Source organism: Ruegeria sp. CDSA021 (assembly GCF_059612325.1).
The window spans coordinates 17,354-41,325 of record NZ_JBXWQJ010000013.1 but is presented as its reverse complement, the minus strand read 5'-3'; the positions used below and the strand labels follow the sequence as shown (position 1 = coordinate 41,325).

32 protein-coding genes are annotated in these 23,972 nt (G+C 57.8%); 17 read left to right on the top strand and 15 right to left on the bottom strand.

Annotated features, from left to right (window positions below; genetic code table 11):
- Both AC2FLD_RS16735 and speB read left to right on the top strand, forming a co-directional pair.
- Window positions 1-237, top strand: coding sequence for a GlsB/YeaQ/YmgE family stress response membrane protein (locus AC2FLD_RS16735; protein ID WP_496671045.1), 237 nt, complete (start codon window positions 1-3; stop codon window positions 235-237).
- 60 nt (window positions 238-297) lie between these two features.
- Entirely contained in the window at window positions 298-1,119 is an 822-nt protein-coding gene (speB, locus tag AC2FLD_RS16730) for an agmatinase (protein WP_496671048.1), read from the top strand.
- 1 nt (window position 1,120) lies between these two features.
- Here speB and AC2FLD_RS16725 read toward each other — a convergent pair whose 3' ends face one another.
- The 7 genes from AC2FLD_RS16725 to AC2FLD_RS16695 all read right to left on the bottom strand — a co-directional run bounded on the left by AC2FLD_RS16725 (window position 1,121) and on the right by AC2FLD_RS16695 (window position 5,616).
- A complete protein-coding gene (locus AC2FLD_RS16725; protein ID WP_496671053.1) occupies window positions 1,121-1,723 on the bottom strand; it encodes a COG3904 family protein in 603 nt (200 codons plus the stop codon).
- 65 nt (window positions 1,724-1,788) lie between these two features.
- On the bottom strand, window positions 1,789-2,412 hold the full coding sequence (locus tag AC2FLD_RS16720; RefSeq protein WP_496671061.1) for a trimeric intracellular cation channel family protein: 624 nt from the start codon (window positions 2,410-2,412) through the stop codon (window positions 1,789-1,791).
- Entirely contained in the window at window positions 2,409-2,876 is a 468-nt protein-coding gene (gene rnhA / locus AC2FLD_RS16715; RefSeq protein ID WP_496671063.1) for a ribonuclease HI, read from the bottom strand. The genes AC2FLD_RS16720 and rnhA overlap by 4 nt, the downstream gene beginning before the upstream one ends.
- Complete coding sequence (locus AC2FLD_RS16710; RefSeq protein WP_496671066.1) at window positions 2,869-3,456, bottom strand: class I SAM-dependent methyltransferase; 588 nt, start codon at window positions 3,454-3,456, stop codon at window positions 2,869-2,871. The genes rnhA and AC2FLD_RS16710 overlap by 8 nt, the downstream gene beginning before the upstream one ends.
- Window positions 3,453-3,905, bottom strand: a complete 453-nt coding sequence (locus AC2FLD_RS16705) for a DUF3429 domain-containing protein (RefSeq protein WP_496671069.1) — start codon at window positions 3,903-3,905, stop codon at window positions 3,453-3,455. Before AC2FLD_RS16705 ends, AC2FLD_RS16710 begins: the two co-directional genes overlap by 4 nt.
- Window positions 3,902-4,852, bottom strand: coding sequence for a 4-hydroxy-3-methylbut-2-enyl diphosphate reductase (gene ispH, locus AC2FLD_RS16700; protein ID WP_496671072.1), 951 nt, complete (start codon window positions 4,850-4,852; stop codon window positions 3,902-3,904). The genes AC2FLD_RS16705 and ispH overlap by 4 nt, the downstream gene beginning before the upstream one ends.
- A 188-nt stretch (window positions 4,853-5,040) precedes the next feature.
- Window positions 5,041-5,616, bottom strand: a complete 576-nt coding sequence (locus AC2FLD_RS16695; protein WP_050605228.1) for a LabA-like NYN domain-containing protein — start codon at window positions 5,614-5,616, stop codon at window positions 5,041-5,043.
- Window positions 5,617-5,755: 139 nt separating this feature from the next.
- On the opposite strand from AC2FLD_RS16695, the gene folK reads away from it, so the two are divergent.
- From folK to AC2FLD_RS16640, 11 genes are all read left to right on the top strand, one after another.
- Window positions 5,756-6,325 (top strand): 2-amino-4-hydroxy-6-hydroxymethyldihydropteridine diphosphokinase, encoded by a 570-nt coding sequence (gene folK / locus AC2FLD_RS16690; RefSeq protein ID WP_496671075.1) that lies wholly within the window; start codon window positions 5,756-5,758, stop codon window positions 6,323-6,325.
- Between the two features lie 94 nt (window positions 6,326-6,419).
- Window positions 6,420-6,773 carry a DNA-directed RNA polymerase subunit omega gene (gene rpoZ / locus AC2FLD_RS16685; RefSeq protein WP_050605226.1) on the top strand — a complete coding sequence of 118 codons (354 nt, stop codon included), beginning with the start codon at window positions 6,420-6,422 and terminating at the stop codon, window positions 6,771-6,773.
- A 26-nt stretch (window positions 6,774-6,799) separates the two neighbouring features.
- On the top strand, window positions 6,800-8,932 hold the full coding sequence (locus AC2FLD_RS16680) for a RelA/SpoT family protein (protein WP_050605225.1): 2,133 nt from the start codon (window positions 6,800-6,802) through the stop codon (window positions 8,930-8,932).
- 16 nt (window positions 8,933-8,948) lie between these two features.
- Window positions 8,949-9,641, top strand: a complete 693-nt coding sequence (locus tag AC2FLD_RS16675; protein ID WP_496671078.1) for a DUF2062 domain-containing protein — start codon at window positions 8,949-8,951, stop codon at window positions 9,639-9,641.
- Complete coding sequence (locus AC2FLD_RS16670) at window positions 9,641-10,387, top strand: pyridoxine 5'-phosphate synthase (RefSeq protein WP_496671081.1); 747 nt, start codon at window positions 9,641-9,643, stop codon at window positions 10,385-10,387. The genes AC2FLD_RS16675 and AC2FLD_RS16670 overlap by 1 nt, the downstream gene beginning before the upstream one ends.
- Window positions 10,384-11,007, top strand: coding sequence for a LysE family translocator (locus AC2FLD_RS16665; RefSeq protein WP_496671084.1), 624 nt, complete (start codon window positions 10,384-10,386; stop codon window positions 11,005-11,007). Before AC2FLD_RS16670 ends, AC2FLD_RS16665 begins: the two co-directional genes overlap by 4 nt.
- 64 nt (window positions 11,008-11,071) lie before the next feature.
- Window positions 11,072-11,539, top strand: coding sequence for an ABZJ_00895 family protein (locus AC2FLD_RS16660; protein ID WP_496671087.1), 468 nt, complete (start codon window positions 11,072-11,074; stop codon window positions 11,537-11,539).
- 1 nt (window position 11,540) lies between these two features.
- Window positions 11,541-11,960: a holo-ACP synthase gene (gene acpS, locus AC2FLD_RS16655; RefSeq protein ID WP_050605221.1), complete on the top strand. Its 420-nt coding sequence runs from the start codon at window positions 11,541-11,543 to the stop codon at window positions 11,958-11,960.
- A gap of 60 nt (window positions 11,961-12,020) precedes the next feature.
- Window positions 12,021-12,860, top strand: a complete 840-nt coding sequence (gene lepB / locus AC2FLD_RS16650) for a signal peptidase I (protein WP_496671089.1) — start codon at window positions 12,021-12,023, stop codon at window positions 12,858-12,860.
- Entirely contained in the window at window positions 12,857-13,549 is a 693-nt protein-coding gene (gene rnc, locus AC2FLD_RS16645) for a ribonuclease III (RefSeq protein ID WP_496671092.1), read from the top strand. Before lepB ends, rnc begins: the two co-directional genes overlap by 4 nt.
- A gap of 4 nt (window positions 13,550-13,553) precedes the next feature.
- Window positions 13,554-14,072, top strand: a complete 519-nt coding sequence (locus tag AC2FLD_RS16640) for a GNAT family N-acetyltransferase (protein ID WP_496671095.1) — start codon at window positions 13,554-13,556, stop codon at window positions 14,070-14,072.
- Window positions 14,073-14,074: 2 nt separating this feature from the next.
- Here the strand turns inward: AC2FLD_RS16640 and AC2FLD_RS16635 are convergent, their stop codons facing one another.
- Window positions 14,075-15,457: a multicopper oxidase family protein gene (locus AC2FLD_RS16635; RefSeq protein ID WP_496671098.1), complete on the bottom strand. Its 1,383-nt coding sequence runs from the start codon at window positions 15,455-15,457 to the stop codon at window positions 14,075-14,077.
- A 160-nt stretch (window positions 15,458-15,617) separates the two neighbouring features.
- On the opposite strand from AC2FLD_RS16635, the gene era reads away from it, so the two are divergent.
- Together era and AC2FLD_RS16625 are read left to right on the top strand one after the other, a co-directional pair.
- Window positions 15,618-16,526, top strand: coding sequence for a GTPase Era (gene era / locus AC2FLD_RS16630; RefSeq protein WP_496671100.1), 909 nt, complete (start codon window positions 15,618-15,620; stop codon window positions 16,524-16,526).
- Window positions 16,523-16,852 carry a DUF1491 family protein gene (locus AC2FLD_RS16625; RefSeq protein ID WP_050605215.1) on the top strand — a complete coding sequence of 110 codons (330 nt, stop codon included), beginning with the start codon at window positions 16,523-16,525 and terminating at the stop codon, window positions 16,850-16,852. Before era ends, AC2FLD_RS16625 begins: the two co-directional genes overlap by 4 nt.
- Window positions 16,853-17,293: 441 nt before the next feature.
- On the opposite strand, the gene AC2FLD_RS16620 is transcribed toward AC2FLD_RS16625, so the two are convergent.
- Both AC2FLD_RS16620 and AC2FLD_RS16615 read right to left on the bottom strand, forming a co-directional pair.
- Complete coding sequence (locus tag AC2FLD_RS16620; protein ID WP_496671103.1) at window positions 17,294-17,830, bottom strand: VOC family protein; 537 nt, start codon at window positions 17,828-17,830, stop codon at window positions 17,294-17,296.
- Window positions 17,831-17,995: 165 nt separating this feature from the next.
- Window positions 17,996-18,247: a hypothetical protein gene (locus tag AC2FLD_RS16615; protein WP_050605213.1), complete on the bottom strand. Its 252-nt coding sequence runs from the start codon at window positions 18,245-18,247 to the stop codon at window positions 17,996-17,998.
- Between the two features lie 194 nt (window positions 18,248-18,441).
- Between AC2FLD_RS16615 and recO the strand changes: the two genes are divergently transcribed.
- Window positions 18,442-19,167: a DNA repair protein RecO gene (gene recO, locus AC2FLD_RS16610; protein ID WP_496671106.1), complete on the top strand. Its 726-nt coding sequence runs from the start codon at window positions 18,442-18,444 to the stop codon at window positions 19,165-19,167.
- On the opposite strand, the gene AC2FLD_RS16605 is transcribed toward recO, so the two are convergent.
- The 3 genes from AC2FLD_RS16605 to AC2FLD_RS16595 form a co-directional block, all read right to left on the bottom strand.
- Window positions 19,151-19,543, bottom strand: a complete 393-nt coding sequence (locus AC2FLD_RS16605; RefSeq protein ID WP_496671109.1) for an META domain-containing protein — start codon at window positions 19,541-19,543, stop codon at window positions 19,151-19,153. The genes recO and AC2FLD_RS16605 overlap by 17 nt on opposite strands.
- Before the next feature lie 37 nt (window positions 19,544-19,580).
- Window positions 19,581-20,135, bottom strand: coding sequence for a hypothetical protein (locus AC2FLD_RS16600; RefSeq protein ID WP_496671112.1), 555 nt, complete (start codon window positions 20,133-20,135; stop codon window positions 19,581-19,583).
- 237 nt (window positions 20,136-20,372) lie between these two features.
- Window positions 20,373-22,064, bottom strand: a complete 1,692-nt coding sequence (locus AC2FLD_RS16595; protein WP_496671115.1) for an acyl-CoA dehydrogenase family protein — start codon at window positions 22,062-22,064, stop codon at window positions 20,373-20,375.
- Between the two features lie 144 nt (window positions 22,065-22,208).
- On the opposite strand from AC2FLD_RS16595, the gene AC2FLD_RS16590 reads away from it, so the two are divergent.
- The gene (locus AC2FLD_RS16590) at window positions 22,209-22,973 is read left to right on the top strand and encodes a sulfite exporter TauE/SafE family protein (RefSeq protein WP_496671118.1); all 765 of its coding nucleotides are present in this window, start codon (window positions 22,209-22,211) and stop codon (window positions 22,971-22,973) included.
- Window positions 22,974-22,977: 4 nt separating this feature from the next.
- On the opposite strand, the gene AC2FLD_RS16585 is transcribed toward AC2FLD_RS16590, so the two are convergent.
- Window positions 22,978-23,532, bottom strand: coding sequence for a hypothetical protein (locus tag AC2FLD_RS16585; protein WP_496671121.1), 555 nt, complete (start codon window positions 23,530-23,532; stop codon window positions 22,978-22,980).
- 24 nt (window positions 23,533-23,556) lie between these two features.
- Window positions 23,557-23,943 (bottom strand): hypothetical protein, encoded by a 387-nt coding sequence (locus tag AC2FLD_RS16580; RefSeq protein WP_496671124.1) that lies wholly within the window; start codon window positions 23,941-23,943, stop codon window positions 23,557-23,559.
- Window positions 23,944-23,972 lie beyond the last annotated feature (29 nt).

Genomic DNA, 23,972 nt, shown 5'->3' with positions numbered 1-23,972 from the left:
ATGCCCATCGTTGTGTTGATCATCATCGGTGCTGCGGCAGGGTTCCTCGCCACCCGTTTGATGCGGATCGAGGCGGATATCCCGACGACTATGCTGATCGGCATCGTTGGGGCCTTGATCGGAGGGCTTCTGCTGCGGTTTCTGCTAACCGTCATGGGCTGGCTGTCAGGGTTTGTCGGGGCGGTCCTTGGGGCATTGCTGGTGATCTGGATCTGGCAGACCTATCTGCGCCGTTAACGCCTTGACCTTGCGCCAACTCTTCGGCCAGATCGCGTTCAACGACAAGGGAGGCTGTCGATGCAGCACGATCTGAAACCGGGTGACGTTGCTCTGATGGGCGTTCCACTGGACCTGCATTCCTCGTTCCTGCAAGGCCCTGCCTTCGCCCCTGGACGCATTCGCGAAGCGTTACATTCCGGTGCCGCCAACCTGACCGCCGAGGATGGCACCGACTTGGGCGCGACCGAGCGATTCCGAGATACCGGCGACTTGGACGTTTTTGAGATGCGCGGTCAGGAGCCGATTGACCGGATCGAAGCTGAAGCTGCCAAGCGTATCGTAACCGGTGCACGCCTGTTGTCGCTGGGTGGCGACCATTCCGTGGCCTATCCATTGATCAAGGCCCATGCGGAGAAGTACGAAGGGTTGAATATCCTGCATATCGACAGCCACCCCGATCTGTACGACGAACAGGATATCGGCCCGTTAGGCCATGGCTGCCCTTTTGCGCGCGTGATGGAAAACTGCCCGATCAAGCGGCTGGTCCAGGTCGGCATCCGTACCATGAACACGCATCAGCGCGAACAGGCCGACAAGTTCGGGGTCGAGGTGATCGATATGCGCAACTGGAGCCCCGACCTGCAGATTTCCTTTGATGGCCCAGTTTACCTGTCACTGGATCTGGATGCGCTAGACCCGGCCTTTGCCCCGGGCGTCTCGCATCACGAACCCGGCGGGCTGAGCACGCGCGAAGTCATCAACCTGATCCACCGTTTCGAAGGCCAACTGGTCGGGGCCGATATTGTCGAGCTCAATCCGCATCGCGACCCCTATGGTATGACCGCGATGGTGGCCGCAAAATTCGTCAAGGAAATCGGTGCGCGCTTGATGACGCGCTGATTTATCGCGCGTCGCACTCCGTGGCCGAGCTAAGTGCCGGGGCGACTCTGGTGGTCATCTCGTAGCGGTTCGCCTCGGCGGCGGTCATCCAGTGCATACTGTCGGCCGGGGCAGCATAAAGCGTGTACCAATAAAATTCCTCATCCACGCCTATGTCTTTGAAATAGTCCAGGTATCGGTCATGTTCCGGGTCATCCTTGGGCAATTCGGTGGCCACCAGCCCGGATCCGGCCCAACTGTGAACGCCGACACAGGCCCCCGGTTGCAACACGCGGCGCTCTCCAGCCAGGAAAAGGTCGGTACCTCCGCTGGCGACCAGACCGTTTGAGGGCACGATTGTATCGAAACCGGCCCTGCGCACCGCGCGGCTGAAGATGACATTGGCGTCATCGTCCACGGATCCTTCGATGTACTGCAGGACCAGTGTTCGGGCTTCGGGGTTTTCAGCGATGGCCTCCTCAAAAGCGGATAGCGTTGTTTCATCAATTGTGCCCGAGGCAATGATCTGGTCGCCCTGCGCCACAAAACTGACAGGTGTGTAGTATTGCCCGCACGAGGCGAGCAGGGCCAGACAGGCGGCAATGGATGTAAGTCTAAAGGTCACGTTGGCCTCCGGGCTGCGCTTCCCAAATGGGTATCAGCACACTGCTTTGACGTCCACCGACAGGCTTAGTTGCGCGGTGGACGACTTTTGTAGACGGGCAATTGCCAGCCAAATATCAATGATCCGGCTCGCAACGCCCAGCAGACCAACGCGCAGAGAGCCAGTGCAAGCGCAGGTTCTGTCCCTAAACGGACAGCCAACACCGCCGTCAGCGCGCCAGTAAATGCGCAAGAGACATAAAGCTCACCCTGTTTCAGCACCAGTGGTACCTCGTTGCAGACCACATCACGCATTAGCCCGCCCAGACATCCGGTCGTCACCCCCATCAGCACGACAATGATACCGGATTGATCCAGAGAAAACGCAGCGCCAGTTCCGGCAGCAACGGCAACCGACAGTGCAAAACTGTCCAGCCAAACCAGCCAGTTGTAACGGCTTTCCATCAAATGAGCGGTAAAGAACACCAGAACCGCGGCGGCAACGGCGATCAGTATGTAGTCCGGTTGGCCGACCCAGAAGATAGGGTGCCGGTCCAACAACAGATCACGCACTGTACCGCCTCCGACTGCGGTCAGACAGGCCATGAAAGCAAACCCGACCAGATCCAGCTGGGCGCGGCTGGCCACCAAGGCCCCGGTCAGCGCAAAGATCAGGACCGAGGCGTAATCCAGCAAGGATAGCGAGGTCACGCCTGCGCCTTCTTGGGTTTGAACGGCGCCATGCCTGCGCGGGCCAACTCATCGGCCTTTTCGTTCTCGGGGTGGCCCGCATGTCCCTTGACCCACTCCCAGGTCACATCATGCCGTTCTTGCGCTTCGTCCAGACGTTGCCACAGATCGACGTTCTTGACCGGTTTCTTGTTCGAAGTTTTCCAACCGTTCCGCTTCCAGCCAAAGATCCAGCCGGTGACGCCGTTCTTCACATACGCGCTGTCGGTCACGATGGTGATCGTCGACGAGCGCTCCAGCGCCTCCAGCGCGCTTATGGCGGCCAGCAGTTCCATCCGGTTGTTGGTTGTCTCGGCCTCGCCCCCGTTCAGCTCACGTTCTTTTAGAACGGTGTCCCCGTCCATCGCGCGCAGCAGCACGCCCCAGCCTCCGGGGCCGGGATTGCCGGAACAGGCTCCATCGGTATAGGCAAACAAATCAGGCATGAGCAAACACCAGTATAAATCCGTCATAAGACCCGGCCAGACCCTTGCCCATCCCCTTGACGCTGCGGTCAATCGTGAACCCAGCCTGGGTCAGAGCGCCTTCGATCTCGGCCTCGGTATAATATGTATAATAGCGATCCAGTTCGTCCCTGTGTTCGCCAGTGCCCAGCTTCATTCCCAGAAACAACTGGCCTTCGGGCTTTAGGGCGTTGTGGATCGCCTTCAGGTGGCGCGGGAAATCTGCGCGCGGCGCGTGCAGCAGCGAAAAACTGGCATAGACACCGTCATAGACCAAGGTCTCGGTCACGTCATCAAACGTGCCGAGATGCGCGTCTACTCCGTTCTCACGGGCATGGTCCACAAAGGCAGGCGTCGCGTCCAGCGCCCTTACCTTTAGACCCTGGCGCATCAGGAAACCGCTGTCTGACCCGGGCCCGGACCCCAGATCCAGCACATAACCACCCGCACAGACTGCATCGGCAAATTCCTGACGCGCCTCGAGCTGTTCGGGGGGCAACGGGATGTTCAGATATTCGGCCACCCTGGGGGTATAGGCGTTGATCGTGCGTTTGTCGGTCACAGGTAAACTCCGACGGCAAGGCTGGCGACAACGACGGCGGTCAGCAGGATGCGCAACCGCATCCACCAGACCGGTGTCAGCCGCCAATAAGAAAACAGGGCATCCAGCACCAGCAAACCGGCAAACCCGTACATCAGGTTCGTGCCCGCCTGAACCGGCCCGCCGCCTGTCATGAAAAAGGCCCATAGCGCGGGCAGGACAGACAGGGTGTAACATAGACCCGCCTTGCTGCCTGAGGTCTTGGTGGCAAAACCCCAAAGAACACCGGACATAAAACTCAAGATGACAGAGCCATAGAACAGCTGCACGTACGGTCCCACAAAACGCGCGCCAAGGTTCTGCGCACCCCAGGCGTTCAGGTCGCCGTTCAGATAGGTCAAAGCGCCCCAGACAAAGGGAATCAGCCCCGCCAGCCCCAGAAAGAGCGGTGCCTTTGGTACTCCGATCACACCGGTTGCCTCAGGACACGGGGGACTTTGAACTCGATGTTTTCGACGGCTGTCTCAACCAGTTCGACGGTGACATCGTAATGCGCGCGGAACGCGTCGATCACCTCGTTCACCAAAAGCTCGGGGGCCGATGCGCCCGCAGTGACGGCCACGGATGAGATACCCTCCAGCGCGCGCCAGTCGATCTCGGAGGCGCGCTGCACCAGCTGCGCATATTCGCAGCCCTCGCGAGAGGCGACCTCGACCAGACGGCGGGAGTTCGACGAGTTCGGCGCCCCTACAACTAGCAGGGCGTCCGCCTTGGGGGCCACGGCCTTGACGGCCTCTTGCCGGTTCGTGGTGGCATAGCAGATGTCTTCTTTGTGTGGTCCGACAATGGCCGGGAACCGGGCCTGAAGCGCAGCTATGATGTCTTTGGTGTCATCAACTGACAGGGTTGTCTGAGTAACAAAGGCGAGTTTTTCGGGGTTACGCACGTCAACCGTGGCCACATCCTCGACGGTTTCGACCAGCAACACATCGCCCTCGGGTAGCTGTCCCATGGTGCCAACGGTCTCGGGATGGCCCTTGTGGCCGATCATGATCATCTGCAGCCCCGCATCTGCATGGCGCTGTGCCTCGATGTGCACTTTCGAGACCAGCGGGCAGGTTGCATCCACATAGATCATCTCGCGTTTAGCGGCCTCGGCAGGGACCGATTTCGGCACGCCATGGGCGGAAAAAATCACCGGACGATCATCTGGGCATTCGTGCAGTTCCTCGACAAAGACAGCACCCTTGGCCCGCAGCCCGTCGACGACAAATTTGTTATGCACGATCTCGTGGCGCACATAGACCGGAGCCCCCCATTTCTGCAGGGCCATTTCCACGATCTTGATGGCGCGATCCACACCGGCGCAGAAACCCCGGGGGGCTGCAAGGTAAAGTGTCAGCGGTGGCTGTGTCATTGGGTGTCTCCTTGAGGCACAGGTAAGTCTTTTCCTGGCCTTGGTCCAGACAGGAGATCGTCATTCAACTGACACGAATCGATGCTAGCCAAGAGATGTTTCAGCACCTGTACATAGTTAAGGAAGCGCGGCCAGGACTTCGGTCCTGACCGCGCAAATTTTACCCCATCAGTAATGCGTATTTCAGATCAGCTGTTGCTGGCCATCGCGACATTGCGCGGCTCGGCCGGCATTTCACGTGGCGGGCGGCCGATCACGTCGCGCAGATCTTCCAGTTCGATGAAGTTGTCCGCCTGTCGGCGCAGCTCGTCCGAGATCATCGGAGGCTGGCTACGGATGGTCGACACGACAGACACACGCACGCCCTGACGTTGCAGGCTGGCAATCAGCGGGCGGAAATCCCCATCGCCCGAGAATAGCACGATATGATCCACACGAGGCGCAAGTTCCATGGCATCGACAGTAAGCTCGATATCCATGTTCCCTTTGACTTTCCGACGCCCCATGCTGTCGGTGTATTCCTTGGCCGGTTTCGTGACCATGGTGAAGCCGTTGTAATGCAGCCAGTCAACCAATGGACGGATCGGCGAATATTCGTCGTTTTCCAGGAGCGCTGTGTAATAGAAGGCCCGAAGCAACTTGCCACGGCGCATGAATTCCTGCCGCAGAAGTTTGTAGTCTATGTCGAAACCGAGTGCTTTTGCCGCAGCATAAAGATTCGAGCCGTCGATGAACAGCGCTAGCCGTTCGTCTTTATAAAACATAAATAGTCCCTTTCGGTATAATCCAGATCGCGCCGTTAAGTGAGTGAGTGAGTGATAAATTGGCGCGTTCTGATCATGCTATAATTAGAACTTTTGGCAGTTATCGCAAGTATGCAATGCGTCGAATGTAGGGTGCTGGATGAGCAATTCTTTGTCAAATGCCGTTATTGCACTGGGTGCAAATCTCAACTTGAGAGGAAATGGGCCTGCCGTTACCCTTCAGAGCGCCCTTGACGCCATTTCGCGTCAGGATCTGGTGATTCGCGCAGTCAGTAGGTTTTTCGCGACACCTTGCTTTCCCGCAGGCGCGGGCCCGGATTACGTGAATGCTGCGGCTCTGATCGCCACCGAGCAGTCTCCGGCCGAGCTTTTGCGCGGCCTGCACGCGGTTGAGCATGAGTTCGGGCGCGAACGGGTGCAGCGTTGGGGAATGCGGACACTGGACCTCGATCTTGTGTGTTTTAGCGATCAGGTGTTGCCGGATCGTGCGCTGTTCGATCACTGGCTGACCCTGTCACCTGAGGCGCAGCAGCAAAAGGCCCCGGATCAACTGATCCTGCCGCATCCGCGCCTTCAGGACCGTTCATTTGTGCTTGTGCCCATGGCCGATATCGTCCCTGACTGGCGTCATCCAGTTCTGGATCGCACGGTTTCACAGATGGTCGCCGATCTGCCTGCGGACGAAGTTGCAGCGGTCACGCCACTGTGATCCTTGCAAATGCAGCATTTCCTGCTTGTCAAGGCGCGGATTCGCGCTTAGATAAGCCCCTTCCTGACATGGATTCAGAAACGGAGAGCGCCTCATGGCCCGCGTGACGGTTGAAGATTGCGTAGACAAGGTTCCAAACCGGTTCGAACTGGTGATGCTTGCCGCCCATCGGGCGCGCGAGGTATCCGCCGGTGCTGCGATTACTGTTGACCGCGACAACGACAAGAACCCTGTCGTGTCCCTGCGCGAAATCGCCGACGAAACCCAAAGCGCGGATGAACTGCGCGAGCGCCTGATCGAGGCCAACCAGACCCAGATCGAGGTCGATGAGCCGGAAGAAGATCAGATGGCACTGCTGATGGGTGCCGAATCGGACAAACCTGCCATGGACGACATGTCCGAAGAAAAACTCCTGCGCGCTCTGATGGAGGCCCAGGGACAGGGGTAAGCCCTAAAAGCGAAGGTGCGGACCGGATGATTTCTGCTGACGACCTGATTGCGCTGGTCCGCAACTACAATCCCAAGACGAATGCTGAACGTATCACACTGGCCTATGAATTCGGTCAGCAGATGCATGAGGGGCAGGTCCGACATTCCGGCGAGCCCTATTTTACCCATCCCGTTGCCGTTGCCGCCATCCTGACAGAACAGCGTCTGGATGATGCGACCATCATTACGGCGCTGCTTCACGACACGATCGAAGACACCAAAGCCAATTATGGCAAGGTGGCCGAGCTGTTTGGGGATGAAGTCGCCAAGCTGGTTGACGGTGTTACCAAGCTGACCAACCTGCAACTGTCCAGCCGTGAGACCAAGCAGGCTGAAAATTTCCGCAAGCTGTTCATGGCCATGTCCAAGGACCTGCGAGTCATTTTGGTCAAGTTGGCAGACCGTCTGCATAACATGCGCACGATCAAGGCAATGCGCCCAGAAAAGCAGGTGGTTAAAGCGCGCGAGACGATGGACATCTATGCGCCACTTGCGGGCCGGATGGGTATGCAATGGATGCGCGAAGAGTTGGAAGACCTCGCTTTCCGTGTCCTGAACCCCGAAGGCCGCCAATCGATCATCCGGCGTTTCATCACGCTGCAACGCGAAACCGGTGACGTGATCCATCGGATCACCGGCGATATGCGGCACGAGCTGGAGAAGGCGGGGATCGATGCCGAGGTCTTTGGCCGCGCCAAGAAACCCTATTCGATCTGGCGAAAGATGCAGGAAAAGGATCAGGGCTTCTCGCGCCTGTCCGATATTTACGGCTTTCGCATCATCACCCAGACCGAAGAGGACTGCTATCGCACACTTGGTGCGATCCATCAGCGCTGGCGCGCGGTACCGGGGCGGTTCAAGGATTACATCAGTCAGCCGAAGTCGAACGGCTACCGTTCGATTCATACCACGGTGTCGGGGCGTGACGGTAAAAGGGTCGAGGTTCAGATCCGCACCCGCCAGATGCACGACGTGGCTGAAACCGGCGTTGCAGCGCACTGGTCTTATCGCGACGGGGTACGTACCGAGAACCCGTTTGCCGTTGACCCGGCCAAGTGGATTTCCAACCTGACCGAGCAGTTCGACAATGAGGAAGATCACGAAGACTTCCTCGAGGCCGTCAAATTGGAGATGTATTCCGACCAGGTGTTCTGCTTCACGCCCAAGGGCGATGTGGTGAAACTGCCGCGCGGGGCGACGCCGATTGATTTTGCCTATGCAATTCATACACGGATCGGCCATGCCTGTGTTGGGGCCAAGGTGGACGGCATCCGTGTGCCGCTTTGGACGCGGCTGAAGAACGGCCAGTCGGTTGACATCATCACTGCAGACGGTCAGACGCCGCAGGTCACATGGCTTGAGATTGCCGTCACTGGCAAGGCCCGCACCGCCATCCGTCGCGCCCTGCGCGAGGTCGACCGGGAGCGGTTCATTAAACTGGGCAAGGAACTGGCGCGTTCAGGCTTTGAGCACGTTGGGCGCAAGGCCACTGAAAAGACGCTAGACACCGCAGCCAAACACCTGCGTCTGAAAGATCGGCACGAATTGCTGGCCCGTCTGGGCAGCGCTGAACTTACGGCGCATGAGGTGGTTCAGGCCGTCTATCCCGAACTGGCCAAAGACGACGGCGATGCCATTCCGCTGCGTCGTGCCGTCATCGGCCTTGAACCGGGGCAGAAATTCGATCGCGCGCCGTGTTGCCAGCCTCTGCCGGGAGAGCGGATCGTTGGCATCACCTACCGTGGCAAGGGCGTGGTGGTGCACGCCATCGATTGCGACCGGCTGAGCGAGTTTGAAGGCGAACCCGAGCGCTGGGTCGATTTGCACTGGCATTCGGGCACCCACCCAGCCGTCTATAGCGCGACGCTGGATCTGACTATTGGCAATGATGCCGGTGTTCTGGGGCGTATTTGCACATTGATCGGCGAGAAAAAGGCCAATATCTCGAACTTGGAATTTGTTGACCGCAAACCGGATTTCTACCGTCTGCTGATCAATGTCGAACTGCGCGACCTTGAACAGTTGCATTCGCTTATGCTGATGCTCGAGGCGGAAAGCGACGTCGCGGCGGTCGAAAGGTATCGGGATCAGGCCAAATCCGCGGTTGCAGCTGGCTGAGAAGGGGTGAACACGCGTGGTATTCAAGCGACGAGACCGACGCTCTCCTGTTCAGGTCGCATCGGATTTCGTCTATCCGCGTGGCGGGTGGACCCGCGCCTTTCATTACGTGAAACACCGGGTCCGGCGGCTGCCTGACACTCCAGACAGGATCGCGCGCGGCATCGGGGCAGGCGTTTTTGCCGCGTTCACACCGTTTTACGGGCTGCATTTTCTGGTAGCTGCAATCGGCGCCAGGCTGTTCAAGGGCAATCTTCTGGCCGCTCTTAGCGGCACGTTTTTCGGCAACCCTTTGACTTATGTGCCGATTGGGGTGATCTGTCTTCAGACCGGGCATTTCCTGTTAGGCACTGAATACGAAGAAGGTGACACGCAGGGCCTGATGGGCAAATTTGCTAACGCTATCGGTGACCTCAAGAACAATTTTCTGGCGCTGTTTACGGATCGCGTGGCCGACTGGCACGGGTTAGCACAGTTCTACGATGACGTCTTCTACCCCTATATGATCGGCGGTATCATTCCCGGCATCGTGGCAGGTGTGCTCTGCTATTATCTCAGCTTGCCGCTGATCCGCACCTACCAACAGCGCCGTCGCGCCAGGATCAAGGCGAAGTTTGATCAAATCAAACGTTTGGCCGAAGAAACGGCTGCCGTTCCCCCGTCAAAGCCACTAGGCTCGGCCGAAAAGTCTACAAAAGGAATCGAGTGATGTCTGAGAACCACTTGCGTCTGGGTGTGAACATCGATCACGTCGCCACCGTACGCAATGCGCGGGGTGGGGCTTATCCCGATCCGCTGCGCGCCGCCAAACTGGCGGAAGAGGCAGGCGCCGACGGCATCACCGCCCACTTGCGCGAAGACCGCCGCCATATATCGGACACCGATATCGACGGGCTGATGGAAGTTCTGTCGGTGCCGCTGAACTTTGAGATGGCAGCTACGGACGAGATGCAGAAAATCGCCCTGCGCCATAAACCGCACGCTGTCTGTATTGTCCCCGAAAAGCGCGAGGAACGCACCACCGAAGGCGGACTTGAAGTCGCGCGCGAGGAAAACAAGTTGGCCCATTTCATCGCGCCACTTCGGGATGTCGGCTGCCGCGTATCGATTTTCATCGCCGCTGATCAGCGTCAGATCGAGGCGGCGCATCGCATTGGTGCCGAAGTGATCGAATTGCACACCGGTGCCTATTGCGACGCCCACGCAGAGGGGCGCGTGGACGATGCCGCGCAAGAGCTTGATTCGCTGCGTCAGATGTCTGCGTTTGCCCATTCGCTGGGGCTTGAGGTCCATGCAGGCCACGGCCTGACCTATGACACGGTTAAGCCGGTTGCGGCTTTCCCTGAGGTGAAAGAACTGAATATCGGCCACTTCCTGATCGGTGAGTCAATCTTTCTGGGTCTCACCCCCGCCATTCAGGAAATGCGCCGCCTGATGGACGAGGCCCGCGCGTGATCACGCCCGGCTTTGTCGCCATCTGGCTGGCTTGGCTGATGGCTGGCGGCTCTCCGGGGCCTGCCACGATGGGAATTGCCGGAACCGCCATGAACGAAGGCCGCCGCGCCGGTCTGGTCTTCGCGTTGGGCATCTGTGCCGGGTCCGCCGCTTGGGGCATTGCCGCAGCACTTGGCCTGTCTGCGATCATGCTGGCCAATGTCTGGGTGTTCGAAGTGATCCGCTATGTCGGTGTGGCCTATCTGGGCTGGCTGGCCCTTAAGGCTCTGCGCCGCGCGATGACCTCGGACGAGGTCGCATTGGGCAAACCGGTCACTGGTTCTCTGCCGACGATCTTCGCCAAAGGCGCGGCAATTCACCTGACCAACCCCAAAGCAATCCTCAGCTGGAGCTCGATCTATGCCATCGTCGCACCCAATGATGCCAGCCTGTCGATGCTGCTGGGCTATTTCGCCATGCTCTATGCGGGCTCATTGCTGATCTTCATCGGCTACGCCTTCCTGTTTTCATCCGAACGCATGGTCCGCACCTACCGCCGCGCCCGCCGTTGGTTCGATTTTGCCTTTGCGGGGTTCTTCGGTGTGGCGAGTTACAAGGTATTGACGGTGCGGTTGTCGTGAAGGAACTGGCGGCTATGCAGCGTGGAGGTATAAAGCACCTCGATATTCGGGAAATGATTTACAAATGACAACGATCAGCCTTTCAAGGTACACGTTTTGGTTTTTTGTTTTCCGAATTCTGGTGCCAGTGATTGCAGTTTTGTTCCGCTTGCGTACGGGAATTGACATTACTTTTCACGGGTTTCTGGTCACGTTGCTGCCAGTGGTCTTGGCTGCCTTCATTGTTGGCCGCAGATTCAAACTCCAAAATCTAAGAGCGATCAACCGCAGCGAAGCGCGGCGCTTTGCATTTGCAGCAACGGCCAGAGTCTCCGTTGTTGATTTACTGGTAACTTTCGGTTTTCTGTTGTTACTTGGGAGGCCAGAAATGGTGGAAGCATACGTCTTCTTTTTCACCGGAGAATATGCTGTCTTTTTCATCAGCTTAGCAGTGATGGCACTTTCGGCCGTATTCATTCTCAACTGGTGGGTCGTCAGACTTGCGTCGCGTGTCTTTCGTGGAGCAAAGAACATTCAAGCTCAGGCTACCTGAAATGATCCTCGGCATCGGCACAGACCTCGCAAATATCGACCGCATTCAGGGCACCCTCGACCGTTTCGGCGACCGGTTCCGCAACCGTGTCTTCACCGAGACAGAGCAGCGCAAGGCAGACCGTCGTGCCGATACCGCGGGCACCTATGCCAAACGCTGGGCCGCGAAAGAGGCGTGTTCCAAGGCGCTGGGCACCGGTTTGCGCATGGGCATTTCGTGGAAGGACATGGCCGTCACCAATCTGCGCACCGGCCAACCTGTGATGCATGTGACCGGTTGGGCCGCCGAACGCCTGAAGGAAATGACCCCCGAAGGGCACGAGGCGATCATTCACGTCACCCTGACCGATGATCACCCCTGGGCGCAGGCCTTTGTAGTGATCGAGGCGCGTCCGCTTCAAGATCACGCCACGCAGCCTTGACTTGCCTCCATCCCCCCCGCATGTAGCAGCGAAGCCAAGCAAAGAACTGGAGAGAGCAGTATGGCCGAGGAAGCCAAGACCGGAAATCCCGTCTGGGAGACGATCAAAACCATCGTCTACGCCCTGTTGATTGCCGGCGTGTTCCGCACCCTCTTCTTTCAACCGTTCTGGATCCCCTCGGGCTCGATGAAGCAGACGCTGCTGATCGGTGATTTCCTCTTCGTCAACAAGATGGCTTATGGCTATTCCTACGCATCCTGTCCCAGCCTGATTATTCCCAGCGTTGGTCTGAATGTGGATGCCGAAGATATCTGCGGCTGGATGCAGGGCGAAGACAATACCCGTATCTGGGGCGGTGATCCCGAACGTGGCGATGTCATCGTCTTTCGCCATCCGGTCACCGGGCGCGACTATATCAAACGCCTGATCGGTCTGCCGGGCGATCGTATACAGGTTCGCGACGGTCAGATTATCCTCAACGGTACTCCGGTTACCCAGCAGCCTGACGGTGTGTTCACAGAAATCGCCGAGCCGCAAGGGCCACAGCGCCTGCGCCCGCGCTGCGAAAACGGACCTGTTGGTATCGGCGGGACATGTGAAAAGACGCGATTGATTGAAACCCTGCCCAACGGTGTGTCTTATGACGTGTTGAACATTGGCAATCAGAGATCGGACAATACAGGCATCTATACCGTGCCCGAAGGCCACTATTTCTTCATGGGTGACAACCGCGACAATTCCAGTGACAGCCGCCTGCCGCAATCCGCCGGTGGCGTGGGTTATGTGCCTTATGAAAACCTGATCGGTCGGGCCGACCGGATCATGTTCTCGTCCGCGGGCCGGTCGATGCTGTTCTTCTGGACCTGGCGCGGAGATCGGTTCTTCAAGGCGGTCAATTGAAGCTTTCGGCTGAAATAAAGGCGTTCCAGCAGCGTTTGGGGTATGAGTTCGCCAACCCCGAACTGCTGGTGCGCGCGCTGACCCATGGCTCGGTCTCGTCGAATACCCGACCCGACAATCAGCGGCTCGAATTTCTCGGCGACCGCGTACTGGGCCTTGTCATGGCCACCGCGCTGCTTGAGGCCGACAAAAAGGCATCCGAAGGCCAACTGGCCCCTCGGTTCAACGCGCTGGTCCGCAAAGAGGCCTGCGCTGACGTGGCCCGCCAGATCGATCTGGGCGCGGTATTGAAACTGGGTCGGTCCGAGATGCTGTCTGGCGGCCGCCGCAAACAGGCCCTGCTGGGCGACGCGATGGAGGCCGTGATCGCCGCCATTTACCGCGATGCCGGGTTCGAGGCCGCCCGCGATGTTATCCTCGCCCTTTGGGGGGACCGTGTCCACACGGTCGAGGCCGACGCACGCGACGCCAAAACCGCGCTGCAGGAATGGGCACAGGCCCGTGGACAAAAGCCGCCCTCTTATATTGAGGTCAAACGCAGTGGCCCCGACCACGCGCCGATCTTCACCATCGCTGCACGCCTTCAGGACGGCGCCGAGGCGCAGGCCACCGCCGGATCCAAACGTCAGGCCGAACAGGCAGCTGCAAAGGCGCTGCTAGAGCAGTTGAACCCGGCCGGTTCATCCTAAGGACATGAAGCTCAGATCAGCCCAGAAGGCAGATGCCGCCAGTTTGGCAGCTTTGTCGATCGAAGTCTGGATCGGTACCTATCTGCGGCATGGCGTGAGTTCGTTCTTCGCTGAATTTGCACTGAGCGAATTCACAACAGCACGGTTTGAAGCGGTTATCGACGACGGGGCGGACCTTTTGGTGGTCTCGGAAAACCGGGACGGTATTGATGGGTATATTCGGTTGTCAGAAGGTAGCATTGCACCTGTTGACGGACTGTCCGATCTTGAGATCGTGACGTTTTACGTGCAGCCGCGCCATCATGGAAAGGGCATCGGTTCCGCTCTGTTGCAGGTGGCGATTGACTATTGTCGGGATAAAGGCCGGACTGAGATTTGGCTGACGACCAATTCCGAGAACACTGCTGCCATCGATTTCTATCTGTCTAAGGGGTTCCGGCAGGTTGGCATCACGCATTTCCGTATCGCAGACCAAGCCTATCCGAACCACGTTCTGGCATTGGACATGTCAGCGTTGGGCTAAGGTCAGACCACCCGGATGAACCCGGCCAGCCCGGTTTTCTGATGCTCGATCACATGACAATGAAACGCCCAGTCGCCGGGATTGTCAGCAACCAGCGCGATATCAATGATCTCGTCTTTTAACAAAAGCACCGTATCGGACACCAACGGTGGCAGTTTGCGCAGATTTGACTTTAGCGGGACAAAAGCAAGCCCGTGCAGGTGGATCGGGTGCAGATTCGGAGACTCATTACGCAGTCGCAGAACATAACTCTTATCCTGTTCAAGCACGGCCAGCGGTCCGGTTCCTGGTGCTGCATCCCCGGGCCACGGCGTGCGATTAATGGACCAGAAACTGTAGCCCAGCGACCCGCAGAACCCGTCATTGGGCGCACCACCTTCGGGTGTCCAGCCGAACACGAATTCATGCATCTCGGCTTGGTCCAGGTTAGGGCGCAGAACAGGGTTGGTACGCAAAGGGCGCAATTCCTTCAGATCGCGTGCCGCGGATTGACCGGTCGCCCGCAAACGCGCCATTGCGCGATGCTTTTGCCCTGGGAATTTGGCCATCAACGCCGCCGATTGCCCTTCATCCTCTGGCATTCGCACGGCAAAATCCACCCGCTGACCAGGGCCAAACAAAAGCGGTTCGTCGGCGGTGGGTAAGGCGAGGTCAACCTCAACTGGATGCCCGTCCCACGCAATGATCCGGGCCACGGCTCCTTCAAGATGCAGCCTGTAGATGCGGGTTGTGTCCGTATTGACGACGCGCAATCGCACAAGGGTGCCTGCCGCGTGATCATATACCGCCTCTGTCCGCCAGTTCGCGGTTTGAACATTGCCAAATGTGCCCGCTCGCGCAGCTCCACGCGCGGTATATGCGGGTAGAAATGCGCCCTCCTCGTCCAGCCTGAAATCGCGCAGATTGATCACCTGCTCGCTGTCGAAACCGGGGTCTTCCAGCTCGGCAATCACCATCACACCGGTCAGCCCATGGGCCATCTGATCCATCGTCATACAATGGGGGTGATACCAGTGTGTCCCCGCATCCGGAGGTGTAAATTCATAGGCAAAGCTCTCACCCTCACCGATGGGCATCTGGGTCAGATAAGGCACCCCGTCCATCTTGTTGGCAATGCGCAGCCCATGCCAGTGCATGGCGGTGTAATCGGGCAGGGTATTGCGCACCGTCAGGCGCATTGCCTCGCCCTGTCGTCCGTACAGAACCGGAGGCGGTGCATCAGGGGATAGGCTGACCATCCCCGTGGTCAGCTGATCGCGTAACCGATAGTTGGCGGACTGCAGCACCAGTTCCTGCGCATCGTTGCCTGCGGCCAGAGACAATCCTCCCAACCCTACGACGCCGGCGGCGGCACTGCTTCCAAGAAGAAACTCGCGACGTTTCATGAAAACCTCACTGAACGGATCTGATGCCGGGCTGGGAATGGCTGGGCGTCTGCGTCCGTCCTGCCACCCTGCGTGCATGGCTGCAATGCGACAAATCCCTCTGGCCCGCCGGACCTTTCTGTTATAGGGGTGCGCACTTGCAAACAGGATCGCAGGACACATGACCACACGCGCCGGATTTATCGCCCTGATCGGAGAGCCAAACGCAGGCAAATCCACCCTTCTGAACCGAATGGTCGGGGCCAAGGTCTCGATCGTGACGCATAAGGTGCAGACCACACGCACCCGCATCCGAGGTGTGGCGATGGAGGGCGACGCGCAGCTGGTGTTCGTGGACACGCCGGGCCTGTTCAAACCCCGCCGCCGTCTGGACCGCGCCATGGTCGCCGCCGCCTGGGGCGGGGCAGCAGATGCGGATGTTGTTGTGCTTATGGTCGAGGCGCATCGTGGCATCACTGAAGGGGTTGAACGCATCCTCGAAGGTCTGGAAGAGATCGGACAGGGCCGCACAATCGCTCTGGCGATTAACAAGATCGACAAGGTACCGTCCGAAAAGCTGCTGGCGCTGACCAGCGAGTTGAACGCGCGCTATCCGTTTGCCGAAACTTTCATGATCTCGGCTGACAAAGGCCACGGCGTTGATGATCTGCGCAAGTGGCTCGCCGCGGAATTGCCCGAAGGTCCGTGGCTGTATCCTGAAGATCAGATCGCCGATTTGCCGCTGCGTATGATCGCGGCTGAAATGACGCGCGAAAAGCTGACTCTGCGCCTGCATCAGGAATTACCGTATCAGTTGACCGTCGAGACCGAAAATTGGGAAGAGCGCAAAGATGGCTCTGCCAAAATCGATCAGGTCATCTATGTTATGCGCGACGGCCACAAAGGCATCGTGCTGGGCAAAAAGGGTGAGACCATCAAGGCCGTCAGTCAGGCCGCACGGGCCGAGTTGGAAGAATTCCTGGATCGTAAGATCCATCTGTTCCTGCAAGTGAAAGTCCGGCCCAACTGGCTGGAAGAATCCGAGCGCTATTCGGAAATGGGCCTGGATTTCAAAGACGGCAACGCATGACGCGCCTGACGGCTGAATTCTGGGTCCACGCCTATCTGGCGCGGCTTCGATTTCAGGAGATCCCGGCCTTTGTTGTGGCCCATGGTGACGACACTGCAGGGGCCGTTCTGGTCAAGCTCAATACGCTGGACGGGCAGGCCGTCGCTTTCCAACGCAGCTTTGACCTGATGAGCGGTGAACGCAAATGGATCGAACTTTCCAGCGGCCCCGAGGCAGATGTGGACACCGCGATCACCAAACAACGCAGCTTTGACCCTGATCTCTGGGTGCTTGAGGTTGAGGACCGGCAAGGACGGCATATGCTGGGTGAAGAGGGGTTGGAATGACCTTTGATGGGCCTTTGACACCGGCATCAAAGCGACTTTTTGGGATGTTGTTTTTGGCAGGTTGGGGCTGATCTGCCTTCGAGACCAAGTACGGTGATGGGGTGTTTTCGTGGCTGAAACACGTTCTGAGAAACTGGAAAAACCGCAACTCGGCCTCTCTGCCACGCTTTCGCAGCTGGTCACGCTCTAGTTTACCCATTCTGAACACGCCATAGGTCCATCGTTGCCGTCCCAATCTCTGTGTGCTGGCCTGTCCGTGCTATGGTTTGTCTATGAGCCGGTGCTATGCAAGTTGCAGGTCTATGTGGGCAATGGCATCTTGATGTTGCTGAACCTGCTGATGGTCAGCGGTATTCTGATCCATGCTGGAGTGACGTTCCGAGGCCAAGGAGGCTCCAGATTCGTTCCCGCCACCGAGCCCGCAAATCTTATACGACGCCATCAACCCACGTCGCCAAAATAGACAAAGCTCATCTTGTTCCCATCTGGGTCGCGAGCATAGGCGCCAAAGAAGTTCGGACCATATTGGGGACGATCATCCGGGTCACCTTCGTTTGAGCCACCATTGGCCAGTGCAGTCGCGTGTGCGTCTCGTACTTCATCTTCGCTTTGGCATAGCAGACCGACCATGTTGCCATTTCCGATCGTTGCAAGTTCTTTATCGAATGGAGTTGCGACCCACATGCATCCGCCACCACGCAGCTCATAGCATACCGCGTGCGGCATATATTCGGCGACGACTTTCCCACCTATTTTCGGCACCACCGCATCGTAATAAGTGCGGGCTTTGGCGACATCATTTGAACCAATCATCACGTAGTTAAGAGACATTTCAGGATTCTCCCTCAAAGAACATAAAGAGAACATTAGTGTCAAAACTGGAATCGAGCAATGCGTTTTTTTGAGTTTGCTGCGATGACGAAACTCGGCCCAGCCAAGCTCGGCAATTGGCGGGGTTTCGATAAGACCTTGGACCAACTGTCTTCCTGTTTCATAGTTAGTGCAGCGGCCTTAAGGCTTGTTAGGCAGTTCTCTGGAGACGTAATTGAACCAATTGTGGGGCGGTGAGAATGCGATATCCTGCAGGGCCTTAAAAACAAAAAGGCGATAAGTGCGATCCCGCACCAGTCTCACGGCCATGGGTCACGCGTTGTGCTCTCCGTTCCACCCGTCTTCGTACTCACCCAACACTCTGGAAATCTGAAGCAATGCTGAGAACAACCGAGCGTAAACATCCCTTGATAGCATAAGTTTATTGTCGTCCAGCACCTGCACCAGATCGACAACGGACGAGGCAAATGTCTCATAAACATGTATGTCAGCTTCCGTTGGATCATGAGTCCAGATGTTACGTTCTTCGTAATAAGCAACTGGTTGCGGTTCGTCATCGATCATAGAGCGGCCCCTTCGTTTGAAGCGCAGTTGGGGCGGCGCGCGCATGCGCACAAGGTGGCTGGCAGGAAGTCACAAAACTATGGCTGTTTCTGAAAAAAGCCCTGAGCGATAGGGGCAGTAAAGGTTCTACTCTTGCGCCCGAACACTGCATGGGATTTGCTGCGGTTCAACCCAAGCAGCAACAGGGCTGAGTTTTGGACTGGCGCGATCACGGCATACTCCTGACTTCTCGGCGCCATGGTGAAACGGCGGCGATAATCGAAGTCTTTACCGAGGTTCACGGACGTCACGCTGGAGTGGTGCGCGGCGGGACCAGCCGCAAGGTCGCGCCCATTCTACAACCTGGTGCGCAATTGGATGTGCTGTGGCGGGCGCGATTGGAAGAGCATCTCGGCACCTTTCAAGTCGAGCCCTTGCGGTCCCGCGCGGCGGCGGCATTTTCAGGGCGATTGGCCTTGTCCGGGCTCAATGCCGTTGTGGCGTTGTTGTCCTTTTGCCTGCCCGAACGCGAACCGCATCCGGCCCTTTACAAGAGAACCGAACAGTTGATGGACCTGCTGGGGCAGGATGAGATCTGGCCGCTGGCTTATCTGCGTTGGGAAATCGCGTTGCTGGATGAGCTGGGCTTTGGTCTTGACCTGACCGTTTGCGCCGTGACCGGTGTGACAGAAGGGTTGGTTTACGTTTCACCCAAAACGGGCCGCGCCGTCAGTACGAACGGGGCCGGCGAATGGGCGGACAAGCTGTTGCCTTTGCCGCCCTGCTTGCGCGGGGAAGGCACCGCGCCGGACACCGAGATCGCGGACGCCCTGCGCACGACCGGATATTTCCTTGAACACCGAGTCGCCCCGTCGCTGGGGCATAATCCGCTGCCCGAGGCGCGGGCGCGGTTCGTGGATCAGGTCACTCGGCGGCTGTGAACACCATCTCATTCCCGTTCTCATTGCGCAGGATCAGCACGTCGCCGGATACTTCGGACTGGGTCATGACCAAGAGGGCGGCGAAATAAAACCCTTCGGCCTCAAGCCCTGCACACGCAGCCCGCGTGGCGTTCAGGTCTTTTATCTCAAACCAGGGGTAGGGCGCGTTCAGAGTGCCGCCATAGCTGTTGCAGGGGGCATTGCCTGCAATCTTACCCTCTTCTGGAAAGCGCAACAGTGCGCTGGCCTCATAGGGCCGCCCATCAATTTCCTGCAACACCCAAGTCTGCCCAGCCGCGCCATAGGCGGAGACGGTTTCGTCCTGTTCACATTGCAACAGGGCCAGCAGGGGCAGGGTCAGGATCAGGCGGATCATTTCAGGGTCTTAATCCATTCGGGGTGTCGCGAAAACCTCAATAGGGGATCGCGCCGCTCAGCAATTCCTGCCGCACCTCAAGTCGTGGCCTCCAGTTGTATTTCGTATCCTCGCGCACGGGCGCCCAGTACAGCGCCCCACTGTTCCGCCACGGGTCCAGGATGATGCCGTCATACATCGAATCCCCCTTCGCGCTGATCAACGCTGAATGATGGATGATACGGAACTGCGTCGGCGGCGACGTGACCCAATGCAGATCGAGCGTACGGAAGTTTTCCTGCCGCAGACGCGCGGTCATGGCCTGCGCCCAATCATTGCACAGGCCAAACTCGCGAAAGCCGTTGGCGATCTTGGCGTTGTGAATGATGGCTGGATCAGTGATGTTCCATTCCTGCGCCAACTGTTGGGAATAGGTGTAGGAGATCGTGGCAGCCTGTTGCGCTTCGACGGGATCAACCTGGGGCCCGAGCGACTGGATGGCTTGTGCCAGCGCTTCGATATCGCTTTGGGTGGTGGTCGGCTGACTGACGGCGCAACCGCCAAGTACAAGTGCAGCAAGGGTCGCCCAAAGCGCAAAAATTTGTCGGGTCATTTTATGCTCACCATTCCTCGGCCGGGGCCTGTTTCGCTGGGTGCTCTACCGGGGTTCAAAACAGATGCAAAGGGGAAGTTTGCACAGCCGAGCGCCTTAAAGCGGACGAGCGCCGGATGTATCCCGTTTTCTACGCGCTGAAATTCTGGCGGCGGTTGTGTGTGCAAAGCCACCAAGCCAAGAAAAAGACCCGGCGCAATGGCCGGGCCAGTTGGGGAAACGGGGTGCTGACAAAAGTTACCCAAGCAGCCGGCGTGCGATGACCTGCGCCTGAATCTCAGCAGCCCCTTCGAAAATATTTAAGATGCGCGCGTCACACAGAACGCGGCTGATTTTGTATTCCAGCGCAAAACCGTTGCCGCCGTGAATCTGCAGCCCGTTATCGGCGGCGGCCCAGGCCACTCGGGCGCCCAGCAACTTGGCCATACCGGCTTCCAGGTCACAGCGCTGGCCGTGGTCTTTCTCCCACGCGCTGAAATAGGTCAGCTGACGTGCAATCATGATCTCAACCGCCATCATCGCCAGCTTACCCGAGACGCGCGGAAAGTTGATCAGCGATTTGCCGAACTGTTTGCGGTCGATCGCGTATTGCATGGCAATATCCAGCGCGCTTTGCGCCACGCCAATGGCGCGGGCGGCGGTCTGGATGCGGGCGGATTCAAAGGTTTCCATCAACTGCTTGAACCCCTTGCCTTCTTCACCACCCAGCAGGTTTTCACCTTTGACCTGGAAGCCATCAAAGCCCAGTTCGTATTCCTTCATGCCGCGATAGCCTAGAACTTCAATCTCACCGCCAGTCATGCCGGGGGTTGGGAAAGGGTTCTCGTCGGTGCCCGGGGTCTTTTCGGCCAGGAACATCGACAGGCCGCGGTGGTCGGTGCTGTCCGGGTTCGTCCGCGCCAGCAGGGTCATGACGTGGGTGCGTGCGGCGTGGGTGATCCACGTCTTGTTGCCGGTGATCTGATAATCGCCGTTTTCATCCTTCACAGCGCGCGTGCGCAGGCTGCCAAGGTCCGACCCGGTGTTGGGCTCGGTGAACACGGCAGTGGGCAGGATTTCGGCGCTGGCCAGTTTTGGCAGCCAATTGGCTTTCTGCTCGCCCGTGCCACCGGCAATGATCAACTCGGCCGCAATTTCGGACCGCGTACCCAGCGAGCCAACACCGATATAGCCGCGCGACAGCTCTTCTGACACCACGCACATCGAGGCTTTGGACAGGCCGAACCCGCCAAATTCTTCGGGGATGGTCAGGCCAAAAACGCCCATTTCGGCCAGTTCTTCGATGATCTCCAGTGGGATAAGTTCATCTTTCAGGTGCCAATCATGGGCGTATGGTTCGACCTTTTCCTGTGCATAGCGGCGGAATTGGTCGCGGATCATCTCAAGTTCTTCGTCCAACCCCGAGGTGCCGAACATGGTGGCGCCAGCCTGATCCTGCATCAATTCGACCAAACGGCTGCGCGCAGCCTGAGAGTTGGCCTGCGCCATCAAGGTCTGCACTTCAGTCGATTGAAAGCCCGACAGCGCGTCCCAGCCAAGGCCCATATCCTGAAGGCGTACAACTTCGCCCTGGTTCATCGGAATGCCGCCGGCGACCTGATGCAGATATTCGCCAAAAGCGATCTGGTGCAACAGCTGTTCGACCTCGCCGAACTTACCATCGGCATGCAGAGCTTCGGCCCAGCGTTGCATCTGTTGCAGTGACTGAGCGTAGGTGGCCAGCCAAGCCAGACCATGCGCGGCAGTCTGGTTCGCCTCGATCAATGCGCCGGAAACGCGGCCATCCGCAGTGACCATGCCACGCACCGACTCGCGGGCTTTTTCGAACACCGCGTCTACCGCTGGCACGGCGGTCCGGGTCAAATCCAGAAGATCGGGCAAAACTGCAGCAGTTGTCATCTCGGTCATATCCTGTCCGTCGTGGGCCATGAATCGCGTCCTTTCCTCGGTCGTCTGGTCATATCATGCTGCACGTGCAGCGCAACAAAAATACTTATTACGCAGCAGAAAAGTTCAAATATTACTCGATCATTTTTGCAATGCAGAAGAAATTCCAGATGGTATCTAGAGGGAATGACCTTGTTTTCCATTCTTTCTCCGCAAGACCTGATGTTTGCCATGGCCGTTGCGTTTGCCGCCGGATGGATCAAGGGCATCGTTGGTTTCGCCATGCCCATGGTTATGGTGTCAGGGCTGAATTCCTTTCTTACCCCGGAGCTGACCCTGGCGGGGCTTATTCTGCCAACACTTGTGACAAATGGACTTCAAGCCCTGCGCGGTGGCGCAGCGGCCGCCTATTCCTCGATCCTGAGCTTTCGGGTGTTCCTGATCGTCGGTGGCCTCATGTTGGTCCTGAGCGCGCAACTTGTCACAATGATGCCTGGTTCCGTCTCGCTGCTTCTGATCGGTGGCATGGTATCGGTATTCTGTTTGTTCCAGGTGCTGGGGGTCCGGCTTGTTCTGAACCAACCATCGGTCAGAATTGAGGCTGCTGTTGGGGGTGTGGCAGGTTTTGCTGGCGGTATGTCAGGTGTTTGGGGGCCGCCAACAGTTGCTTATCTGATGGCCTTGAACACGCCCAAAAAGGAACAGATCCGTATTCAAGGTGTTATTTATGGGCTTGGGGCGGTGCTGTTGCTTGCCGCTCATCTGGGGTCCGGCATCTTGCGGGCAGAAACACTACCGTTTTCCGCCATACTGATCCTTCCCGCTTTGGCGGGGATGTGGGTCGGTACCAAGCTGCAGGACCGAATCGATCAGGCCAGTTTTCGCAAGGCGACCCTGTTTGTGTTGTTGGTGGTTGGTTTGAACCTGCTGCGACGCGGGTTGATGGGCTGATGCCTTAACCCGGGCGCTTGTCGACAAAGCGGAACGCGAAATAAAGCCCCAGCATCAGAAAGAATAGGCCAGAGATATCTCCGATGAGAAAGGCAATGTATTCGACCGTTGCGCTGCCAAAGACCAAATTGGTCAGTGCCGAAACGAGAACGGATGTAATGACGCCCACACCCATGACGCAAATCCAGCAGGGTTTCCGATCAGGGCGCGGGAACAGGTCCCATCCCACAGCCTTGAACAAATAGAACACTGCCGGAACCGTGGTGACTGCAATGGCAATGGCCAGCAGACGGCTGGGCAGGAATACGTCCGAGCCCCCCAGATAAGCGAAGACGATGAACACGCCTGGCAATAGGGCAAAGATTGCACGCCATCCTAAAAGCCATGCACAGAGAACCCGCACACCATGCGGAAGAAACAACAGGCTCGCCCGGCTTGGATATTCCGGAAAATACAAGTTCTGAAGAGGCATCAGAACGGTGAAAGTCAGGGCGGACGCCGCCACATAGGCCAACGAGGCCGCTGCCGTTTCAATCGCCCAGGCACGCAGGGCGATCATCGCACCTCGCGTGTCTGACTGGCGTCATCTGGGTGCATGAACGATGTACCGTCCCCGGTTTGCGCTGCCGCTCTGCGAAAGATACCCTTTTTTCACCAGCGATTTCAGAGCGCGAAAAAAGGTCGGGCGTGACACGCTTTGGACCAGAGTATGCTCGATCAAACCAAACGTGCGCACTTCCTGGTCGGATTTGGAAAGCTCTTCGGCGGCGTAATAAATATCGCGCTCAACCGGAGATAGTTTTTCCAGACCCAGCGTCCTCTCCATGCTTTGCATCAGTTTGCGAAGTTCGGTGAGCTTCGAGACTTCCGTCATGTTCTTACCTACAATTTCCTGTGCCAATTGCCGCCCTTCTGCGACGATACGCGCCACGCTGACCATAATGCTGATCAGCAGGTCCCATGTTGACACTCATCCCCATTTACCTACACTAGGTACCT

Bases quoted from the DNA above. Each gene is read 5' to 3' on its own strand.
- AC2FLD_RS16735 (WP_496671045.1), top strand. From the start codon at position 1: ATGCCCATCGTTGTGTTGATCATCATCGGTGCTGCGGCAGGGTTCCTC.
- speB (WP_496671048.1), top strand. From the start codon at position 298: ATGCAGCACGATCTGAAACCGGGTGACGTTGCTCTGATGGGCGTTCCA.
- rnhA (WP_496671063.1), bottom strand. From the start codon at position 2,876: ATGCCTGATTTGTTTGCCTATACCGATGGAGCCTGTTCCGGCAATCCC.
- ispH (WP_496671072.1), bottom strand. From the start codon at position 4,852: ATGACACAGCCACCGCTGACACTTTACCTTGCAGCCCCCCGGGGTTTC.
- AC2FLD_RS16695 (WP_050605228.1), bottom strand. From the start codon at position 5,616: ATGTTTTATAAAGACGAACGGCTAGCGCTGTTCATCGACGGCTCGAAT.
- folK (WP_496671075.1), top strand. From the start codon at position 5,756: ATGAGCAATTCTTTGTCAAATGCCGTTATTGCACTGGGTGCAAATCTC.
- rpoZ (WP_050605226.1), top strand. From the start codon at position 6,420: ATGGCCCGCGTGACGGTTGAAGATTGCGTAGACAAGGTTCCAAACCGG.
- AC2FLD_RS16680 (WP_050605225.1), top strand. From the start codon at position 6,800: ATGATTTCTGCTGACGACCTGATTGCGCTGGTCCGCAACTACAATCCC.
- AC2FLD_RS16670 (WP_496671081.1), top strand. From the start codon at position 9,641: ATGTCTGAGAACCACTTGCGTCTGGGTGTGAACATCGATCACGTCGCC.
- AC2FLD_RS16660 (WP_496671087.1), top strand. From the start codon at position 11,072: ATGACAACGATCAGCCTTTCAAGGTACACGTTTTGGTTTTTTGTTTTC.
- acpS (WP_050605221.1), top strand. From the start codon at position 11,541: ATGATCCTCGGCATCGGCACAGACCTCGCAAATATCGACCGCATTCAG.
- lepB (WP_496671089.1), top strand. From the start codon at position 12,021: ATGGCCGAGGAAGCCAAGACCGGAAATCCCGTCTGGGAGACGATCAAA.
- AC2FLD_RS16640 (WP_496671095.1), top strand. From the start codon at position 13,554: ATGAAGCTCAGATCAGCCCAGAAGGCAGATGCCGCCAGTTTGGCAGCT.
- AC2FLD_RS16635 (WP_496671098.1), bottom strand. From the start codon at position 15,457: ATGAAACGTCGCGAGTTTCTTCTTGGAAGCAGTGCCGCCGCCGGCGTC.
- era (WP_496671100.1), top strand. From the start codon at position 15,618: ATGACCACACGCGCCGGATTTATCGCCCTGATCGGAGAGCCAAACGCA.
- AC2FLD_RS16625 (WP_050605215.1), top strand. From the start codon at position 16,523: ATGACGCGCCTGACGGCTGAATTCTGGGTCCACGCCTATCTGGCGCGG.
- AC2FLD_RS16615 (WP_050605213.1), bottom strand. From the start codon at position 18,247: ATGATCGATGACGAACCGCAACCAGTTGCTTATTACGAAGAACGTAAC.
- AC2FLD_RS16605 (WP_496671109.1), bottom strand. From the start codon at position 19,543: ATGATCCGCCTGATCCTGACCCTGCCCCTGCTGGCCCTGTTGCAATGT.
- AC2FLD_RS16600 (WP_496671112.1), bottom strand. From the start codon at position 20,135: ATGACCCGACAAATTTTTGCGCTTTGGGCGACCCTTGCTGCACTTGTA.
- AC2FLD_RS16595 (WP_496671115.1), bottom strand. From the start codon at position 22,064: ATGGCCCACGACGGACAGGATATGACCGAGATGACAACTGCTGCAGTT.
- AC2FLD_RS16590 (WP_496671118.1), top strand. From the start codon at position 22,209: ATGACCTTGTTTTCCATTCTTTCTCCGCAAGACCTGATGTTTGCCATG.
- AC2FLD_RS16585 (WP_496671121.1), bottom strand. From the start codon at position 23,532: ATGATCGCCCTGCGTGCCTGGGCGATTGAAACGGCAGCGGCCTCGTTG.